Raw genomic sequence first — 18,724 nt, forward strand, 5'->3', positions numbered from 1 at the left:
TCCCATGTCCACCGATATCGAATTTGCCGACGACGACCAGGCATTCATCAACTCCCAGCAGTTCCAGGACATCAAGAGCTGGACACATGACCACCTGCTGAGTCGCATCGAGGAGTTGGGCGCCGAATTCGGCCGCTGGACGCGTGCTTCGATCCAGCAGTTCGTCGAACTCGAGGTCGACAGCTTTGTCCGGTTGCGCCGCGTGCCGATCAACGACCGCGAGATGCAGCTCATTTCCGATGCGCTGACAAAGGAGCTCGCGGGCTTCGGTCCGCTGGAAGATCTGCTCAACGACCCCGCCGTCGAAGACATCCTGATCAACGGCTACCAGAACGTGTACGTATCGCGCCACGGCATGCTCGAGCGAGAGACGGTGCGATTTGCCGATGCGGAGCACGTGATGCGCATCGTGCGACGCATCCTTGCCCCCTTGGGCCGCCGTCTCGACGAAGCCAATCCGATGGTCGATGCGCGCCTGCCCGACGGCGGCCGCATCAACGTGATCATCGAACCGCTTGCGATCGACGGGTTGTCGGTCTCCATTCGCAAGTTTCGCAAGGACCCACTGACGCCTGCCGACCTCGTCAAGCTTGGCACCTTCGATGCCGGCATGGCGCAACTGCTCGAGATCGCGGTGCGCGCACGTTGCAACATCCTCGTGAGTGGCGGCACCAGCTCGGGCAAGACCTCGTTGCTCAACGCGCTGGCCAGCTTCATCCCGGCGAGCGAACGCGTCATCACCATCGAGGACACGGCCGAACTCTCGCTCAGAACAAGCCATGTGGTGCGCCTCGAAAGCCGGCCCGGGGGCTTCGACGGGACGGGCGTGGTTTCGATTCGCGACCTGTTGCGCAACAGCCTGCGCATGCGGCCCGACCGCATCATCGTGGGCGAAGTGCGCGGCGCCGAGGTCATCGAGATGATGCAGGCGATGAACACCGGCCACGAAGGCTCGATGGGCACCATCCACGCCAGTTCACCTCGCGAATGCCTCTATCGGCTGGAGATGCTCGCAGGGTTTGCGGGCTACCAGGGCAGCGAGGTCAGCCTGCGCAGGCAGATCGCGAATGCCATCGACTTCGTCGTGCAGATCGGCCGGATGTCGGGTGGCCAGCGTCGCATCATTTCGCTCAGCGAAGTGACCGGCGTCAACGACAACATTGTCGCGATGCAGGAGCTGTACCGCTACGAGCCCATCGTTTCTCCGAACGGCGAGGAGCAGGACCGCTGGATATCACTGGGCATCGCACCTCATTCTCCGAAGATCACGCGCTTCCGCCAGACGCTGGCGCGCGCCCACGGAGACTCGCGTGCGTGAAGTCCTCCTCATAGTGGCGGTGATCGCCCTGCTGCTTGCGGCGGGTGGTCTGCTGCTATGGCAGTGGGCCTCGGGGCTTCAATCCCGGCGGGCCACCGACCGGTATCTTGCCCAGCAGATTCGCCCTGCCCCCGCGGCCGAAGCCCCTGTACTCGCCCCTTTGCAAAGCGTGACGGCAGAGCCTGCGGGACTGCTCAGCGATCCGTGGAGCGACGCCGCTGCGGCAGAAGCGGCCACGGCGCCCCGCCGCACTCGCTTGCAGGCGCTGATGCCAGGCTGGCTCGAGGGGGTCGTGACCACACGCACACTGGTGCTCGGCATTCTTGCGATCGTCGGTCTTTCGTTTCTGGCCGGCGCGCTCGGCGGTGGCCCGGCAGCCATCGGTGCATTGCTGATGCTGTTGATACTGGCCGCGTTCGCGATCTGGCTGCGCCTGCAGAAATATCGGCGACAACTCGTCAGCCAGTTGCCTGCGTTCATCGATGCGATGGTCCGCTTGATCACCATCGGAAACTCCACGCAGGCTTCATTCCAGCTTGCGATCACGACCACACGCGCGCCATTGCGCGCCTACCTGGAACGCGCAGCAAGCCTCGTGCGCGCCGGTGTCGATCTGGACCGCGCCCTGCACCAGACGGCCACTCACGCACGCATCGAAGAGCTCTACCTGCTTGCATCGATCCTGGGCCTGGGCGTTCGCTACGGCGGCCGGGCCGACCTGCTGCTGGAGCGTGTCGGCAACTTCATGCGCGATCGCGAACAAGCTGAACACGAGCTGGTGGCAATGTCTTCCGAAACACGCCTCTCGGCCTGGATCCTCGGCGTGCTTCCGGTGGCGGTAGGCCTGGCCATCGTCATTCTCAACCCCGACTATTTCATGCGCATGTGGCAAGACAGCACAGGCCAGATGCTCGTCTTCGGGGCCGTGGGTCTTCAGCTGCTGGGCGCCGCCCTGCTTTATCGCCTGGCGAGGCTTGCATGAACTTCACGCCCGGACAACTGATCACCCTGAGCCTGGCACTGCTGGCCATTGCGTTGCTCATCACCGCGGGAACGCTTGTCGCCAACGAGGTGATGCGCGCTCGCCGCAGCCAGACGCTTGGGCGGGCGATCCTGCGCGGCATTACCGCGCCGGCCGAGCTTCAACCCTCCACCGAGGAACCCGAAGCAACGGGTGGCCTCCTGTCCGACATCGACCTTCCCCTGCACTGGCTGAATTCGCGGATCGGCCGTGCGCTGGTCACGAACGAAGACAGGAAGCTGATCGACCAATGCGGGTTCTCGACCCAGCGGGCCCAATTGATCTTTCTGGTGACACGCATCGGCCTTGCATTCCTGCTGCCCCTGGTTGCATATCTGTTCTGGGATGCCAACCCGGGCGAACGGTACGGAATAGCTGCATTGGCTTGCGCATTCGTCATCGGATTCATGGCGCCCAAATGGACACTCGGTTGGCGTGCCGCCAAGCGGCGCGAAAGCGTTGCCCACGAACTCCCGCTGTTCGTCGACCTGTTGCGCCTGCTGCAGGGGGTTGGCTTGAGCCTCGACCAAAGCCTGCAGATCATGGCCACCGACTTCTCGCACGTGCTGCGCGTGCTCGGCTACGAGCTCACCTTGGCAAACCGCCAGTACAGCCGGGGCCGCACACGCGAACACTCCCTTCAACGCCTTGCAACCCTGCATGGCAATGAAAACCTGAACGGCCTGGTCTCGTTGCTCGTGCAGGTCGATCGTCACGGCGGTGCCGTGCAGGAGCCGCTCAAGCAATTCAGCGATCGGCTGCGCGAGCACCGCCGCTCGGAGATGAAAGAACGCATCGGCAAGATCACCGTGAAGATGACCGGGATCATGGTCACGACCTTGCTGCCGGCACTGGTCATCGTGACAGCAGGACCAGGCTTCATCGCCGTCATCAGATCTCTGGGAGCTCTCACCAAATGAATACGCACGACCAGAAAATCTTTCGCGAAGCTCGGCGTTGCATCGCGGTTGCCTCCACCCAACGAATCGCCAACGTTGCCGCGAGCCTGACGCTGGCGCTGGTGGTCGCAGGTTGTGCCGGCATCAAGGACCAGTACCCAGGCGCCGCCGAAGCACAACAGCGCCTTGCAGCGGAAGATGCGGCGTCATCCAAGGCCGGTGCGGCACTCGACTCACAGGGCACGTACCTGAAGCTGGTCGAGCAGATGCAACGCGAAGGCCTGTGGTTCGCTTCACTGGCGCACATCGATGCCCTCGAGCTGCGTTGGGGTGTTTCGCCTGAAACAAACCGGGCCCGCGCGGACGCGCTGCGCAACACGGGCCAGTTGGCTCAGAGCGAGGCGTTCTACCAGCGCCTGATCGGCACGCCGCTGGAAGGTGCGGCGTACCACGGCCTTGGCCTTCTTTCCGGTGCGCGTGCGAACTATGCCGAAGCGGTGGACTTTCTCAAGAAGGCCCAATCCCGCAACCCGACCGACGCCATGCTTCTGAATGACCTGGGCTATGCCAGCCTGCGGGCCGGCCGGATTGCCGACGCGCGCCTGCCGTTGATGCAGGCCATGCAGCTCCAGCCGGACAGCCCGCAAGCCCAAGCCAACCTGGCGCTGTATCTGGAGGCCAGCCAACAAAGCGAACAAGCCGCGGCACTGATGGAGGCTCGGCGCATGCCGCCGGCAACGCGTGCCGCCATCCGCGAAGCTGCGCAGCAGTTGATGGGTGGCCGGCCCTTGTCGTCGACCAACGCTTCTTTCGCGCCAGCGGCCAGCACGGGCCCGCACAACTTCTCCGACGAAGGCGTTGCGCCCCTGGCGCTCAAGCCCTCGCGTTGGTCGGGCACGCTCCGTGGCAACCCGAGCGCCGCCCCCTCCACTGAGGCCGCGTCCGTTTCCGTCGTCGCGACGCCGTCATCACCCACTCCGCTCTTGCGAGGCACCCCATGAAAAACTGCTCGTCTGTTCACGGCGCAACGCTGCCTCGAATCTTCCTGGCTGTGGCTGTTCTTTCCTGCGGGCTTCCCGCCGCTGCACAGCAATCTGCTCCGAACCCGCCGCTTGCCGCCACGCCGCAGCCGGTCGTCGAAAACGCCCCATCGAAGGCGACCATCGGGCCTGCACCGGCAATGTCCGACGACATGGCGGCGATGGATCACGCCGCCATGGAAGAGCCTCCCCTGCAGGTGGGCGACGCCACGCAAGACTTGCTGGGGTGGCAACGCTCCGGCGTGATTGCGTCCACGACGCCACGCCCTGTTCCGGGTCCGGTCGCCTACCGGAACTATGAGCGATACCTGAAGAGCTTCGAGTACCCGATACCGGAACGCTTCAATTCGACGGTCAAGTCCAAGACCGGCAACTGATCGCAAGAAAGACACAGCGCAGGGCTGCCTCATGAACCTTCTCACCACGAGAACCAGAGGTCCGAAACACGTTCGGGCAGGCGCATTGCGACAGCGCGGGGCTTATGCCATCGAGTTCGCGTTGGTCTTCCTGCTCTTTTTCGGTTTTCTCTACACGATCATCTGCTACGGCATCATTTTCACGCTGCGTTTCGGCTTGCAGAACGCCGCGGAAGACGGCGCACGCGCGGCACTGCGCTATCAAATCGATCTGCCGGCTCGCGAGAGAAAAGCCGCGGAGATCGCACTCTTGCAGACCAATGGCTGGCTACCGGTCACGCCGCAGATCGTTGCCCAGATATGCACGATCGATTCGGGCAACTGCGCCGCCGCAACCCGCACATGCAGCTCTCAATGGGACCAGCGCTGCCAGATCGTGGTGACGGTTACGGCGAACGGAATGGGGGCAATCCTTCCACCCCTGCCGAGTTTTGCAATGCCCGACAAGCTGGTCGGAAGAGCGAGCATGCAGCTCGATGGACGGGCGTTATGAACAGCATCGCGCAACGCCTGCCACCGGCTTCTGCGGCCTCACGCCGATTGCAGCGCGGTGTAGCCGCCATCGAGTTCGCGCTGATCTTCAGCGTGCTCTTTCTCGTGCTCTATGGCATGGCAACGTTCGGTGCCGTCTTCTATTTCCAGCAGGCGGTTTCCCGCGCGGCGGAGGACGGCGCGCGCGCAGTCTCCCAGCTTCCCGCATCGCCAGGACTGAGCGAAAACGACCCACGAATCGTGAGCGCGGTGCGAGCCTCCTTGCTCGAGGCACTCGTCGTTCCCGCGTCCGAAACCGTCACCGTCGATCGCAGGCGAAGCTGGATTGCGACGAACGTCACAGCGACCATCGCCGTGACCGAAGGCACCGGTGCACGGGCGGTCGTGACCGTGACATACAAGTACAGCGCCAATCGACTCCTGCCGAAATTGCCTGCTTTTGGCTGGATGCCCGACGAACTGATCGGCCGGGCAATCGCCATGCGGCAGACCTGAGAGGCAATGGCATGAACTCGACCTCCAACAGACGGTTCTCCCCCTTCCATGGCGGCTCGTCGATGAGGGCCGCGCGGCAGAAGGGTTCGGTCATCGTCAACGCCGCCATTGCGCTGAGCCTGATCATCATCGTTCTGGCGGGTACCGAACTCGGGTACTTGTTCTACATGAAGCGCGAATACCAGAAGGCGGCAGACCTTGCCGCATTGGCTGGAGCCTCTCAACTGAATGGACCCACCGGCTGCCAGGGCGCAAGACAGGCCGCGCGCACCAATGCAAATGGGGCAGGTGTCAGCGACCCCATCAGAAATCTTCCGGCCAACTTCTCTCTCGCAGATGGAAACATCACCTGCGGTCGATGGGACCCGGGCATCGCCTCCGAGAGCCACTTCGACGACAAGGACCCCAACCTCAATGCCGTGCGGGTGCTCATCTCGAACGCACCTGTCGGCATCCTTTCCGTTTTTCCTGGCAATCGGACCATTCGCGTCCAGGCAATTGCCGCGAAGGCAAGCGATCCCCTTGCCTCGTTCTCGGTTGGAAGCGGTGTGGCGCGACTCCAGGAAGGAGCGCTCAATAGCTTGCTGACCATGCTGCTGGGCACCTCGGTCAATCTCACGCTCATCGATTACAAGGGACTCGCAAATGCCAAGATCAATCTTCTCGGGTTGGCGAAGGCGCTCAATCTGAACCTGGGTTCTTACGACGAACTGCTCGCTGCGAATGTCAGCCTGGGGCAGTTGATCACCGCTGCCATCAATGCGCTTCCGCAAAGCAACGACAGCCCCACGGTGAAGCTCGTCACCAGCCTGCTGAATGGCTTGCTGAGCCTCGATGGAGGGCTCGACCTCGACCGAACCACGATCAATCTTCTCAAGACGGCACAACAGGCCGGGCTGATCAGCGTGGACCTGGACCCCAAGAATCCAAGCTCCGCATTGAACGGAGAGATCAACGCGCTGAACCTGTTGCTGGTGAGCCTTCAGGTCGCAAACAGCAACTCCGCGGCGGCTGCGCAGGTGACGATTCCACTTGATCCTCTTGCGAACGTGCAAGTGAAGGCGACGGTCATCGAACCGCCCAGCATCGCCATCGGCCCGCCGGGCTACTACTCCGACGGAAGAGCGAAGACCGAGGCGCATACGGGGCAAGTCCGCGTACTTCTGAATGCCAAGGTCCTGACGCCGCCAAGTGGCGGCAATCTCTTGAACCTCGACATCCTCGGTCTTGCCAGCATCAAGGTTTCACTCCCCGCGGGCCAGTTGGTCAATCTGCCGATCTACGTCGAAATTGCGTCTGGCGATGGCGAACTGGAAGATGTCAGCTGCAAGGCTGCCGATGGAAAGTACGACGTGAAAATTGGCGTGATGCCGGGCTTGGCGCATGTCTACCTCGGCAACATTCCAACCGCGTTCACGAACCGGACCGCCAAGTGGAGCGCCCTTCCGAAGGAGCGCTTCGATCTCTTGAATGTCAAAGCCGAAATCAAGCTGCTGTTCGGCCTCATTCCCGTCGCCGACGCGCCCATCGGGTTGAAAGCCAAGCTGGATCTTTCCATTCCCGGGGACGATACGACCACGAGAACCTCCCAGACATTCAGATTCGATCCCAAGGTTCCGGCAGCGGATCAGGATCTGGTGCGCGCTGTCGGGAGCGAGCAGCACCTCGGGGCCGCCATTGGAAGTGCCATCGGCGCGGGCAAGCTGGATGTCAAGTTGGACACGAGCGGCCTGACCGTCCTGGGAATTCCGGCTGACGGCCTCAGCTCGATCATCGACGGCCTTGTGAACAACCTCGTCACCATCGTCGGTGGTGTCCTGGGTCTCCTCAACGCGGTCCTCATGCCTGTCCTGAATCTTCTCGACGGTGCGGTGCTCGGCCCCTTGCTCAAGACGCTGGGCCTGCAACTGGGATACGCCGATGTGCAACTGCTGTCCGCCAGCTGCGACAGTGGCGCGAAGTTGGTCTACTGAAAGAGTAGCGAAGTCATTGACCACAAGATTTTCACGATCGCCTGATTCGATCGCATATCCATGAGTTCCCCTTCCAATTTCGACGAACTCGACCTCTTTGTCTGGGAAGGCAAAGCCGACATCCTCGACCGCATTGCGCGGTGCATGGCGAGCTTCGACGTGGAAGTCACCCGGGCCGATGGGCTGCCGCCTCCGCAGCAGGACCGTGCCGCCGCATTGCGCCCCTCCGTCGCCATCATCAGCGTCACGGTCATCGACAGCGGCGGCCTTGCGCACGCCACCGAATTCCTCCAGGGCATGCCGGTGATCTGGGTCGCGGCAGGTTCGCGCGAACGCGATTCGCGCACCTATCCGCCCGAGTACCTGCACGTGCTGCCCTACGACTTCACCTGCGCCGAGTTGCGCACGATGGTGGCAAAGCTGGTGCGGCAACTGCGCGCGCGCGACGTGGCGCCGCAGGCACCCGACGTGCTGGTGGCGCATTCCGAAGCGATGAAGGCGCTGCTGGCCGAAGTGGGCGCCTTCGCCGACTGCGACCACCCGGTGCTGGTGCGCGGCGAAACCGGGGTGGGCAAGGAGCGCATCGCGCAGCAACTGCACCTCGGGCACCAGGCATACGGCAAGGGCGCGTTCGTGGCGGTGAACTGCGGTGCGATTCCCGACGGCCTGTTCGAGTCGCTGTTTTTCGGCCACACCAAGGGCTCGTTCACGGGCGCGGTGCACGCACACCGCGGCTACTTCGAGCAGGCCACGGGGGGGACACTGTTCCTCGATGAAATCGGCGACCTGCCGCGCTACCAGCAAGTGAAACTGCTGCGCGTGCTGGAAGACAACACGGTCACCCGACTCGGCGCAACGGCGCCCGTGCGGGTCGACTTTCGCCTGGTGGCGGCAACCAACCGCAATCTGCGCGAGATGGTGGCGAGCGGCGAATTTCGTGCGGACCTGTTCTACCGGCTGGCGGTGATCGAGTTGCACGTGCCTAGCCTCGAAGAGCGCGGCGAGGTGGACAAGATCGCGATCTTCAAGGCGCTGCTGAGCAACGTGCTCGGCGACGAGTTGGAAGCACTGGGCGAAACGCCGCACTGGCTGAGCGATGCGGTGGCCGAAACCTATTTTCCGGGCAACGTGCGGCAGCTTCGCAATCTCGCGGAGCGCGTGGGCGTGATCGCCCGCCAGCTGCACGGTTGGGACCAAAACCTGATCCAGCGCGCGATCGCGCTGACGCGCGGCACGCCGGCGCCAGCCATCGCGGCGGATCGCAACGGGGTGGGCGGTGCGGGTGTCGCGCTCGACGGCAACGGCGACCGCAAGGGCTGGAACAGCAGCGAGCGCAACCGCATCATCGCGGCGCTGGAGATCAACGACTGGAAGCGCCAGGACACGGCGCAGCACCTGGGCATCAGCCGCAAGGTGCTGTGGGAAAAGATGCGCAAGTACCAGATTCTCGACGGCGAACCAGGCATCCCCGAAGACGCGTGACATAGGCTCGCCCCCAGGCTTCGCGCACTTCGTGTCGCTACGCCAACCCCCTACCGGGGGCAACACCAGCGGCCCGGCAAAGCCGGTTCCGCGGTGTTTCACGAATGGACGGGGCTTAGCTTCGCTCGCCCTCTTCCTTTTTCAGGGAATGGAGGCGATGCGCGGGGCTCTGCGCAGCGGCGGATTCGCCATCGATGCATTCGTCGTGCGCTCGACCACGGGCTCGCTCGCGCATGCGGTATTGCTCGATATGCACAGCGCACCCAGCAAACCATCTTCGGTCAGCACGGGGCGGCCCGGTGCGCCGAACATGCGGTCGATCCAGTTGTTGGGCGCGGTGGGGTCGATGCGCAGCTCGCCTGTGGTGCGCGCAAGCCGCAGCTCTGAAATGCGCAGGTCGAACACGCCGTCGATGTAGTCGAAGAGCAGCGTGTAGTAGTCCAGCTGCGCATCGAGCACCTTGGGCAATGTCTCGCGGCCGAACTCCATGAGGCGGCGGCGGCCGCGGAAGGCCTGGCCCGACGTGCTGACGGCTTCCATGAGTTGCCGCTCGCGCTCGCGGCCGGAGACGGTGCGGGCCCACGAAGCCGAGGTGAGTTCGAACAGGTTGTTCCTGACGCCCTCGAGCTTGGCTTCCTGGTTGGCAACTTCGGCCAACGCGGACTTCAGCTTCAGCTGCCGGTCGAAGCCGTTGCCGAAGTTCCAGTTGAGCTCGAAGGCGGCGCGCGTGGGGTCTTGCGGCGACACGCCGCGCGGGTCCTTGCTCTTGACGAGAACAGCATCGAGCGTGGGGTAAAGGCTGGCGTCCTGCTGGTCGGCCAGTGCCTTGGCCCGCGCAATGCGGCCCTGCGCTTCGGCGATCTCGGTGCTGCGCGACTCGGCGCGGCGCAGCGCCTCGTCCTGGCTGGTGATGCGCCATTGCGGCGGTGCGGCCAGCACGGGCAGCGAATCGGGGTTGGGCGAGAACTTGTAGTAGTTGCGGAACTTGGCCAGTGCCTCGTCGCGCTGGGCCTCGAAGTCCGATTCGCGCGCGGCCACCAGGGCGCGCCGCGAGGCGGCCATGTTGAGGTCGTTGTCGCCGCTCACGCCGAGCGCCACGCGGCGGGCCTCGGCCTTGGAGAGTTCGGCGACCACTTCGGTGGCGCGGTGCGCAATCTGCTTTTTCAGGTCGAAGCGCTGCACCTGCAGGTAGGCGGTGAGCGCGTCGAGCACCACCTTCTGCGAGGTGGTGACGACGGCTTCGTCATCGGCCTGGTTGCCGGCTTCGGCGGCGCGTTGCGCGGCATTCATGGCGCCGCCGTCGAGCAGGCTCACGCGCGCCTCGGCGGTGAGCACGGTGTAGTTCTGCGTCTTGGCATTGGCCGCGCCGCTGTTGTAGTTGCCCGATGCGGTGCCGAACCTGAAGCGCGGGTAGCGCGCCTGCCTGGCGGCATCGACGCTGTAGCTGCTGGTGTTGGCTGCGGCTTGCGCGGTCAGCACCTCGGGGTATTCCTGCGACAGCGCAATCAGCGCCTGCTTGACCTGCTGGGCATAGCTGGCGGCACCGATCGACGGCGTGGAAAGGCGGCGCGCCAGCATGAGATTCGGCGCCGCCTCTTCCGAGGGTTGCTCCAGCTCTTGTGCCAAGGCGGCAGGGGGCAGCGCAAAGCTCACGCACAGCGCTGCGCAGACAACACCGGGGCCCATGCGGCGCCGGTCGGCCGGGTTTCTGTCCATCATGGTTCGCGGAAGGCTTCGCGCCGCAGCTTGAGCACAGGTCGGAGGATGTACCAGATGAACGGGTCGGTGCCGACACGCAGGTCCACTTCGGACTCCATGCCGGAGGTGATGCGGTTCTCGTCGCGGCCCACGTGCGACTGCGACATGCTGATGAGCAGCCGGTAGTACGGCGCGCCGTTGGAAATGGCGGGGTCGCGGTCGGCATCGGCGGCCACCAGCTTGACCTTGCCGTCGACGGCGCCGTAGCGCAGGTAGTCGTAGGCGGTGATCTTCACGCGCGCGGCCTGGCCGACTTCGATGAAGCCGCGGTCGTTGGGGTTGAGCCGCGCCTCGACCATGATCTCGTCTTCGTCGGGCACCACTTCGAGGATGGCTTCGCCGGGCTTCACGACCCAGCCCGCGCTGGAGTTGCGCAGGCCCTTGACGATGCCGTCCGAAGGTGCCTTGACGACGGTGCGCGAGCGCTGTGTGCGGGCGCGCGCCAGGTCTTCGCTCAGGCTGGCGAACTGGCGCTCGACGGTGGCCAGTTCGTCGGAGGCGCGGCGCCGGTAGCGGCCTTCGGCCTCGGCCATCTTGGCCTGTGCTTCGGTGATGGACGCGTCCGCGGAAATCACGCCTTGCCGTGCCACCGCGAGTTCGCTGCGCACGCCTTCGGCCTGTCGGCGCTTTTCGAGCACCTCGACCTGGCCGACCAGTTTCTCGCTGAGCAGCTGCTCGGAAATTTCGAGTTCTTTCTGCATCAGCGCGAGCCGGTCGCCCAGGCCCTTGACCTTGGCCTGCTGCTCGAGCTTCTTGCTGCGCGCCTGCTCAAGGCCCGACACGGCACCGGCCATCACGCCGCGCTGCTCGAGCGCACGCGCCTGGTAGGCACCGGTCTCGCCGGCGAACACGCCCTCGTCGATGTCGGCGGCAAAGGAGTCGCGTCGCAGCGGCTGGCCGCGGCTCTCGGCCATGAGGCGCACGCGGGTGGCCTGCGTGGCCGCATAACGAGCCGTGAGTTCTTCGAGGTTGAGGCCGCTGCCGCCCAGGTCGATCTCGACCAGCGACTGGCCCTGCTTGACCTTGTCGCCTTCCTTCACCAGCACGTTGCTGACGATGCCGCCTTCCAGATGCTGGATCGACTTGACGCGGTCGGAGGGGATCACGCGGCCGGGCGCGACGACCACGGTTTCCATGGGGAAGCCGAGGCCGACCAGTGCCAGCAAGGCCACGGCGCCGCCGATGATCCACTGTCGCCTGCGCCCCGCGGGCGAGGTCTGCGCTGCGCGCTTTTCATTTTCATCCTGCAGTACCTGCGGCAGATCAGATTTCAAAATCGCGGCCCCCAATCACTCGTCATGTTCACGCCATGGAGCGGGACGCCGCGGCCCCCGCGCTGTTGTCTTCGTCGCCCACCGCCACCAGCGGCTTCTTGACGCCGAACAGCTTCGGCACCATCACCGCGGCACTGCCCTGCTCGACGTTGCCCTGGCCGGTCACGTGGTAGACCACAGTGGCGGCCGAGACGATGCGCAGCGAATGCGTGACCACCACCACGGTGCGCACCTTGGCGACCGCGAGCATGGTGGCGAGCAGGTTGCGTTCGCTCTGGAAATCGAGGTCGTTGCTGGGTTCGTCGAGCACCAGCACCGAGGGCTTGCGCAGGAAGCTCATGGCCAGCGCCAGCTTGCGCCGCTCGCCCACCGAGAAGCCGGTGCCGCCTTCGCCGACCACGGTGCGGTAGCCATCGGGCAGGCGCGAGATGAAGTCGTGCGCGCCCGAGAGCCGGCAGGCCGCGACGATCTGCTCGTCGCTCTGGCCCGGAGCGCCGCGGCGCATCACGTCGACCAGCGCGCCACCGAACCAGTAGACCTCTTGCGAGAGATAGCTGATCCAGCGCGACAGCTCTTCGCGGCCGAATTGCGAGAGGTCGTATTCGCCGATGTTGACGGTGCCGCGCGTGGGCGTGTACAGGCCCGAGATGAGCTTCACCAGCGTCGACTTGCCGGCACCGTTGCGCCCGACGATCACGTGCAGGCCGCCGGGGCCGATGTCGAGATCGACCTTTTCCAGCACCGGCTGCTGCGCGCTGTCGGTGAAGCTGAAGCTCACGTCCTTCAGCGTGACGCGGCCCAGCGGCTGCGGCAGCGTCATGCCCGAAGGTTGCTTTTCGACCGGCTCGCGCAGCACGGCTTCGAGCCGCTTGGCGGCTTCATTGGCAGTGGCCAGCGAGCGCCAGTTCGACACCAGCCCGGCCACCGGCTGCAGCGCCTTCAGCGCGAGCATGTTCGAGGCGACGAGGCCGCCGACCGTCATCCATTGCTCCATCACCGAGACGGCGCCGACGGTAACGACGATGACCGAGAACACTGTGAGCAGCACGGTGGTGCCATCACGTGCGGTTTCGATCTGGCCGTTCTTGCTGAAGCTCTCGGTGAGCCAGGCGTTGTAGGTCTGGCGCCACATCTCGATGGTGGGGCCGTCGTTGGCCTGCGTCTTGAGCGTCTCGCGCGCATGGCAGATCTCGGAGGTGATGCGGTCGAGGCCGCGGCCGCGTTGCACTTCCTCGACGCGCCCGGCGCGCACTTCGTCGGCCCACCACCAGGCCAGGAAAGACATGATGGCCAGGAACAGCGCCACCACCGGCAGCACCGGCAGCGCGACGATGCCGATGACCACCAGCGCAAAGACCGCCATGGGCAGGTCGAAGACCGACTGCGCCAGCCCGCCGGTGACGGTGCCGCGCACCGAACCGACGTCGCGAAAGTACAGCTGCCACGAAGACGCGGGCCGCGCTTCGAGCGCGCGCAGCGGGCGCGCCAGCATCGAGTTGAGCAAGGCACCCGACACACCGTGGTCGATGATGGCGCCCGCATTGCGCAGCAGGCGCGAGCGCCGCGTGCGCAGCCAGAACTCGATGCACAGAAAGAAGAAGATGCCGCTGACCAGCGCGGCCAGCGTCGAGGTGCCGCTGCGCGACAGCACGCGGTCGTACACCTGCAGCAGGAAGATGGAAGGCAACAGCCCGAACAGGCTGATGGGCAGCGAGCGCCATGCCGCGCCCTTGACGAGCGGGTAGGCCGCGCGAAACGCCTCATGCATTGCCCCCGCATAGGGACTGGCACCAGGTTCGTCTGGCGTGTCGGCAACCAATTGGCTGGGCAAGAGGAACTTGATCATGAGAAAACGCCGATCCGTCGTGCAATGACGCCTGCGTCATTATCAACTGTTACCCGACTGTTACAAGGCAAAAATTCAGTCTCCGTGCGGCTCAGCACGAAAGCATTTGCCTCTTCATCGGATCAGCTTGCGCACCATGGATCGAAGCAGCCGCATCGGATGGCGTGGCCTTTCCCCTGACCATGCAACCGACCGGCTTTCCCACTGTCATTTCCTTCGCCTCTTCGGGCAAACCCTGTGCGAGCACCAGCGCGATGTTGGCGCACAGCAGCATGCACAGCACCCATGCGCACAACAGCTGGAGCCAGCCCAGCCACCAGCGGCGCTGCTGTGACTGCTGCTGCGGCGCCTCGTGTTCGAAGGACGATTGCGATTGCAGGAGGGCGGTCCATCTCATGTTCATGGCAGTGCTTTCAAAACCCGGGCCAACCGGGACAGGCCGACGCCCGCCGAACTCTTGGCCAGCACCCAGTCGCCTGGTTGCAGCAGGCCACCGAGCGCGGTCGACAGGTCCGACACATCGACGAACCAGTGCGAGCGGACCTTGGTGCGGATGCGCGCGTGCAGCGCGCGCATGAGCGGACCGCACAACAGCACGCGGTCCGGTTGAGAAGCCAGCAGCTCCGCCTCGAGGTCGAGGTGGTGCCGCTGGGCGGCGGGCCCTAGTTCCTGCATATCGCCAAGAATCGCGACGCGACGCGCCGGTTCGCAGGGGGCCTGTGACAGCAATTCGAGCGCCGCCCGCATCGAGCTGGGGTTGGCGTCATAGGTTTCATCGATCAGCTTGAAGCTTCCGCCGCCGATGTGAATGGTGTGCAGCGCACCGCGGCCGCCTGGCGGCTCGAAGTGCGCGAAAGGTTCGACCGCAGCGGCCAGCGGCAGGCGCAGTGCCTGCAGCGCCGCGAGCGCGGCAATGGCGCTGGCGCCCATGTGGCGGCCCGGCGCATTCAGCCGCAGCTGAAAGGGCTCGCCCGCCACCAGCGCCTGCACTTCGCCGTGGTCGAAGGCGAGCAGGCGCACGTCGGCGTCCTTGTGTTCGCCGCAGGTCACGATCTGCAGCTGCTGCGCCATCGCGGCTTCGGCGAAGGTGGCGAACTCGGGCATGTCGCGGTTCAGCACCACGCTGTCGCCGGGCGCCATGCCCATGAACACGCGGCTGTCGAGCCGCGCCGCGGCCTCGGAGGGGCCGCGGTGTTTCTGCGACGCGGCCGAGAGCCCCGTCACCACGAGCAGCGACGGCCGCACCAGTTGCGCCGAGGCCGGCATGTGCGCGCTGCCCATCTCCATGACCCAGTAGGCCGCGTGGCGCGGCATGCAGGTCATGTTCCATGCAATGCCCGAGGGCAGGCTGACGTTGCCTTCGGGCTGCCCGACCTCGCCCCACACGGTCAGCGCACCGGCCAGCATCGCGGCCACGGTGTTGCTGCCGGCACCGCTGCCGAGCACGCCGCACACGCGGCCGGTGAATTCGGAGCGCGCATGGTCGCCCAGTTGCAGCACGGCCTGCAGCACGTTCTGCACCTTGAGCACGGGCACGCGCTTGTCCAGGTGCGGCTTGGGGTCGGTGCACAGCACGGCCGCCGCGGGCTGCAGCACGCCCTTGAGCGTGACGGCCGCCAACGGCGTCTTCGAAGGCCGCGTCTGGTGGTCGAACACCACGCGGCCCTTGCGCATGAAGGAGCGCTGCGCCACGCCGCTGGCGCGCCAGCCGTCGTCGGGCCGCACCACCCATTCGCCGCCGGTCACGCGTGCCATTTCGCTCGCGGTCCACACCGGGCCGTCGTCGCGCGGCGCATTGCCTCCGCCTCCGTTGCCGCCACCACCGGCGGCCGACAGCGCGCGGCGCTCCAGCAGGTAGCGGTGGTACGCAGCAAAGCCCGACACGTACTGCGCCACGTCGTCGATGCGCACGCGGAACGAGTGGTGCCGGATGAAGAACGAGCCGACGACGGTCGAGGGCCGACGGAAGTACATGGCCATCTCGGGCCAGAAGAAACCGTTGAGCAGGTAGTGCGCGCGGTAGTCGAGCGCGCGGTAGAACTTCTCGGTGTCCAGCTCGTCGAGCAGGTGCCGCATGGCGGGCATGCCTTCGAGCCGCTGCAGCATCTGCTGGGCACCCAGCATGAGTTCGAGCAGCGTCGGAAAGGTGGTCTTGCGGTCGAGCACGAAGTCCAGGTACCCCGCCACGTTCTGCAGCCCGAAGCGAAAGTATTTTTCCTGCGGGCTCCAGTGCGTGAGCTCGTTGACGCAGCAGCTCAACCAGTGGTCGTGCGCCTGCCAGTGCTGGCTTGCAATGAAATGGTCGAAGGCCTTCTCGACCACGGCAAGCCACTGCGGATCGCGCGTCAGGGCATACAGGCGCATCAGGCTGTAGGCTGCCTCGCCGTCGTAGTAGATGATGCGCGAGGCCTGCTTGAGCGTGAGGTCGGTCGCGTGCAGCACATGGTTGAAGCGGCCGGTGGCCGAATCCTGCAGCGACACGATGCCCAGCGCGAGCTTCTCCAGCAGCGGCATCCAGCGGCGCGTGTCCATCAGCTCGCAGTACTTCACCAGCGCCAGCACGCAGGCCGCGTTGCCGCCAAGCTTGATCTCCGCGCCGGTGTCCACAAGAAACGCCACTTCGCGCCCGTCGGCCAGCGTGTAGTCGCGAATCAGCCAGGCGGTGAGATGGTCGAGCGAGCGGTCGATGGCCGCGCGCAATGTCTCGTCGCGCGTGAGCTCCCAGGCCTCGAGCATTGCGTAGACCGCGCTCGCGTGGCGCATGGCGTCGTAGGTGGGAATGCGGCGGTCGAAGCACGGGAAGTAGCCATACACGAAGAGGCCGTCTGCCTGCAGTTGCCGCGCAAGGTAGGACGAACCACTGCGCACCAGTTCCAGCACCGACTGCGGATTCAGCGCCGGCATCTGCCGCCGGCCCGCATCAAGCCCCGTGCCCACGAGCTTGTGCACCACGCCGTCGGGCTGGCAGAACACGCCCACCATCGCCAGCAGGTAGACCGGCTGGTCGCCCGGCATGTCGAGCGGCGCCGAGCGCTGGAAGCGCGCCTGGCCATAGACCTCGAAGTTGCGCTGGTTGACCACCGAGTGCGCAATGGTCGAATCGCCGCAGAGCATTGCGTTGGCGTTCAGCTCCTGCTCGGTGAAGGCGATCTCGAAGTCCTGGTCGAAGGCCAGGCCCAGGCGAAAGTAGTTGCGCTTGACCGCCGTGAGCTGGGTCTTGAACTGCACCCAGTCCATGGCGCTCGCGCCCTCGACCCAGTCGATGCGCAGCCACGGCGACACGATGCCGCGCTCGCGCACCCAGCGCTCGACGATGTCGGCGCCTTCGCGCCATGCGGCTTCGAATTCGGCGGCCCGCGCATGCACGACGTGCGCACGCTGGGAACCGTCGCTGACCGAGAAGAACAGCGTGAACGCCGGATACGGGGCGGGCAGCGCCGCGCACACCGACACCAGGCGTTCGTGGCAGGCGTGGAGCTGGTCTTGGAAGGACATCATTCGGCCCCGATCGAATGCGGGAAACCGGTCGCGTCCGTCATCTGCTCTCGCTTCGACGTGAACGCTGACCGGAAACTGCCGTCGAAGTCATCGCGGTGTTCCGGCTTCAGCGGTAGCTGAATTCGGCTCGGCGATTGAGCTGATAGCCCTCCTCGGTGGTTTCGAGTGACGCTGGTTTCTCCGTGCCCCAGCTGATGGCTTCGACACGTTCGGCCGGCACGCCCAGTTGCGTGAGCGCACGCTGCACGGCTTCGGAACGGCGCTGGCCCAGTGCCAGGTTGTATTCGCGGCCACCGCGCGCGTCGGTGTGGCCTTCGATCACCACGCGGCTGGACGGCCGGTTGCGCATGAAGCCCGCGTGGGCTTCCACGATGTTGCGGTCGCCGGGCCTGATGTTGTATTTGTCGAAGTCGAAGTAGACGATCTTCGACACGCCGGCCGGTCCGTTCTGCACCGGCGGCGGCGGCGTGGGTTCCACCTTTGCGACCGCGCTCGCGCCCTTGTTCGAGTAGTAGTAGGTGGCATCGTCGCGACCGCCCTTGGGAGCCACGCAAGCCGCGAGGCTTGCGCTGAGCGAGACGATGGCCAGTATCCGGAAATTCTTTTTCATATCGATCCTTTCGAGGGACAGGCCGGTGGTGGCCTGTCCCTGTGCTGCAGCTCCCCACCCCTCCTTCGGATGTTCTTGTCGATCAACCCAGCAAGCCGTGCAGGATGTTCGTCACGGGCGACAGGGCGCCACCGGTGCCGTGCTCGAGCAGGCTGGTGATCGGGGTGATCACCTCGGTCACCAGCGGGGCCACCGCGTGTTCGACGGTGCCGACCACGTTGCTGACCACATCGGTGACAGGTGCGAGCGTCGAGCCCGCGCCGGCCAGGATGTCGGTCACCGGGGCCGTGGCACCGGACACCGCGTGCGTCACGTTGGACACGACCGGCTCCACCGCATCGGTGACACCGCTGGCCACCGACGAGACCGGCTCCAGGATGTTGGCGACCGGGCTGTTGCCGCCCAGCAAGCCACCGAGCAGACCGCCGACCAGGCCGTCGTTGCCCAGGAGGCTGCCGACGAGACCGTCGTTGCCAAGCAGGTTGCCCACCAGGCCATCGTTGCCGAGTACGCCACCGAGCAAGCCGCCGTCACCGCCGCCGAGGACACCGCCCAGAACGCCGCCGTCGCCGCCGAGAACACCACCCAGCAGGCCGTCGTTG

Annotated in this window: 15 protein-coding genes and 1 pseudogene; 9 read left to right on the plus strand and 7 right to left on the minus strand. The window is 65.3% G+C overall.

The window, feature by feature from the left end:
- Positions 1–4 precede the first annotated feature (4 nt).
- The 9 genes from DBV14_RS23905 to DBV14_RS23945 are packed head-to-tail and all read left to right on the plus strand — an operon-like array spanning position 5 to position 9,136.
- Positions 5–1,318 carry a CpaF family protein gene (locus tag DBV14_RS23905; protein WP_124462768.1) on the plus strand — a complete coding sequence of 438 codons (1,314 nt, stop codon included), beginning with the start codon at positions 5–7 and terminating at the stop codon, positions 1,316–1,318.
- The gene (locus DBV14_RS23910) at positions 1,311–2,300 is read left to right on the plus strand and encodes a type II secretion system F family protein (protein WP_124462770.1); all 990 of its coding nucleotides are present in this window, start codon (positions 1,311–1,313) and stop codon (positions 2,298–2,300) included. The genes DBV14_RS23905 and DBV14_RS23910 overlap by 8 nt, the downstream gene beginning before the upstream one ends.
- Positions 2,297–3,259, plus strand: coding sequence for a type II secretion system F family protein (locus DBV14_RS23915; protein WP_124462772.1), 963 nt, complete (start codon positions 2,297–2,299; stop codon positions 3,257–3,259). Before DBV14_RS23910 ends, DBV14_RS23915 begins: the two co-directional genes overlap by 4 nt.
- Positions 3,256–4,239 carry a hypothetical protein gene (locus DBV14_RS23920; RefSeq protein ID WP_124462774.1) on the plus strand — a complete coding sequence of 328 codons (984 nt, stop codon included), beginning with the start codon at positions 3,256–3,258 and terminating at the stop codon, positions 4,237–4,239. The genes DBV14_RS23915 and DBV14_RS23920 overlap by 4 nt, the downstream gene beginning before the upstream one ends.
- Positions 4,236–4,655 carry a DUF3613 domain-containing protein gene (locus tag DBV14_RS23925; RefSeq protein WP_124462776.1) on the plus strand — a complete coding sequence of 140 codons (420 nt, stop codon included), beginning with the start codon at positions 4,236–4,238 and terminating at the stop codon, positions 4,653–4,655. The genes DBV14_RS23920 and DBV14_RS23925 overlap by 4 nt, the downstream gene beginning before the upstream one ends.
- A 31-nt stretch (positions 4,656–4,686) precedes the next feature.
- Positions 4,687–5,187, plus strand: coding sequence for a TadE/TadG family type IV pilus assembly protein (locus tag DBV14_RS23930; protein WP_124462778.1), 501 nt, complete (start codon positions 4,687–4,689; stop codon positions 5,185–5,187).
- Positions 5,184–5,681, plus strand: a complete 498-nt coding sequence (locus DBV14_RS23935) for a TadE/TadG family type IV pilus assembly protein (protein ID WP_124462780.1) — start codon at positions 5,184–5,186, stop codon at positions 5,679–5,681. The genes DBV14_RS23930 and DBV14_RS23935 overlap by 4 nt, the downstream gene beginning before the upstream one ends.
- An 11-nt stretch (positions 5,682–5,692) precedes the next feature.
- Positions 5,693–7,654, plus strand: coding sequence for a TadG family pilus assembly protein (locus tag DBV14_RS23940; protein WP_124462782.1), 1,962 nt, complete (start codon positions 5,693–5,695; stop codon positions 7,652–7,654).
- Positions 7,655–7,714: 60 nt separating this feature from the next.
- A complete protein-coding gene (locus DBV14_RS23945; protein WP_124462784.1) occupies positions 7,715–9,136 on the plus strand; it encodes a sigma 54-interacting transcriptional regulator in 1,422 nt (473 codons plus the stop codon).
- A gap of 141 nt (positions 9,137–9,277) precedes the next feature.
- On the opposite strand, the gene DBV14_RS23950 is transcribed toward DBV14_RS23945, so the two are convergent.
- The 7 genes and pseudogenes from DBV14_RS23950 to DBV14_RS23980 form a co-directional block, all read right to left on the minus strand.
- Positions 9,278–10,855: a TolC family protein gene (locus DBV14_RS23950; RefSeq protein WP_124462786.1), complete on the minus strand. Its 1,578-nt coding sequence runs from the start codon at positions 10,853–10,855 to the stop codon at positions 9,278–9,280.
- Positions 10,852–12,168, minus strand: coding sequence for an HlyD family type I secretion periplasmic adaptor subunit (locus DBV14_RS23955; RefSeq protein WP_124462788.1), 1,317 nt, complete (start codon positions 12,166–12,168; stop codon positions 10,852–10,854). The genes DBV14_RS23950 and DBV14_RS23955 overlap by 4 nt, the downstream gene beginning before the upstream one ends.
- Positions 12,169–12,196: 28 nt before the next feature.
- Complete coding sequence (locus DBV14_RS23960; RefSeq protein WP_124462790.1) at positions 12,197–14,014, minus strand: peptidase domain-containing ABC transporter; 1,818 nt, start codon at positions 14,012–14,014, stop codon at positions 12,197–12,199.
- 91 nt (positions 14,015–14,105) lie between these two features.
- Positions 14,106–14,417: a hypothetical protein gene (locus tag DBV14_RS34020; protein ID WP_260397204.1), complete on the minus strand. Its 312-nt coding sequence runs from the start codon at positions 14,415–14,417 to the stop codon at positions 14,106–14,108.
- Positions 14,414–17,512 carry a Mur ligase family protein gene (locus DBV14_RS23970; RefSeq protein WP_124462792.1) on the minus strand — a complete coding sequence of 1,033 codons (3,099 nt, stop codon included), beginning with the start codon at positions 17,510–17,512 and terminating at the stop codon, positions 14,414–14,416. The genes DBV14_RS34020 and DBV14_RS23970 overlap by 4 nt, the downstream gene beginning before the upstream one ends.
- A 106-nt stretch (positions 17,513–17,618) precedes the next feature.
- On the minus strand, positions 17,619–18,122 hold the full coding sequence (locus DBV14_RS23975) for an OmpA family protein (RefSeq protein ID WP_124462794.1): 504 nt from the start codon (positions 18,120–18,122) through the stop codon (positions 17,619–17,621).
- 82 nt (positions 18,123–18,204) lie between these two features.
- Positions 18,205–18,724 (minus strand): annotated as a pseudogene (locus DBV14_RS23980) (hypothetical protein); the annotation flags it as partial.

It is taken from the genome of Variovorax sp. KBW07, assembly GCF_003852515.1.
In the GTDB taxonomy this organism is placed as follows: Bacteria; Pseudomonadota; Gammaproteobacteria; order Burkholderiales; family Burkholderiaceae_C; genus Variovorax.

Coding starts and splice junctions, on each gene's coding strand:
- DBV14_RS34020 (WP_260397204.1), bottom strand. CDS start 14,417: ATGAACATGAGATGGACCGCCCTCCTGCAATCGCAATCGTCCTTCGAA.
- DBV14_RS23950 (WP_124462786.1), bottom strand. CDS start 10,855: ATGATGGACAGAAACCCGGCCGACCGGCGCCGCATGGGCCCCGGTGTT.
- DBV14_RS23905 (WP_124462768.1), top strand. CDS start 5: ATGTCCACCGATATCGAATTTGCCGACGACGACCAGGCATTCATCAAC.
- DBV14_RS23925 (WP_124462776.1), top strand. CDS start 4,236: ATGAAAAACTGCTCGTCTGTTCACGGCGCAACGCTGCCTCGAATCTTC.
- DBV14_RS23935 (WP_124462780.1), top strand. CDS start 5,184: ATGAACAGCATCGCGCAACGCCTGCCACCGGCTTCTGCGGCCTCACGC.
- DBV14_RS23970 (WP_124462792.1), bottom strand. CDS start 17,512: ATGATGTCCTTCCAAGACCAGCTCCACGCCTGCCACGAACGCCTGGTG.
- DBV14_RS23975 (WP_124462794.1), bottom strand. CDS start 18,122: ATGAAAAAGAATTTCCGGATACTGGCCATCGTCTCGCTCAGCGCAAGC.
- DBV14_RS23945 (WP_124462784.1), top strand. CDS start 7,715: ATGAGTTCCCCTTCCAATTTCGACGAACTCGACCTCTTTGTCTGGGAA.
- DBV14_RS23930 (WP_124462778.1), top strand. CDS start 4,687: ATGAACCTTCTCACCACGAGAACCAGAGGTCCGAAACACGTTCGGGCA.
- DBV14_RS23960 (WP_124462790.1), bottom strand. CDS start 14,014: ATGATCAAGTTCCTCTTGCCCAGCCAATTGGTTGCCGACACGCCAGAC.
- DBV14_RS23915 (WP_124462772.1), top strand. CDS start 2,297: ATGAACTTCACGCCCGGACAACTGATCACCCTGAGCCTGGCACTGCTG.
- DBV14_RS23920 (WP_124462774.1), top strand. CDS start 3,256: ATGAATACGCACGACCAGAAAATCTTTCGCGAAGCTCGGCGTTGCATC.
- DBV14_RS23940 (WP_124462782.1), top strand. CDS start 5,693: ATGAACTCGACCTCCAACAGACGGTTCTCCCCCTTCCATGGCGGCTCG.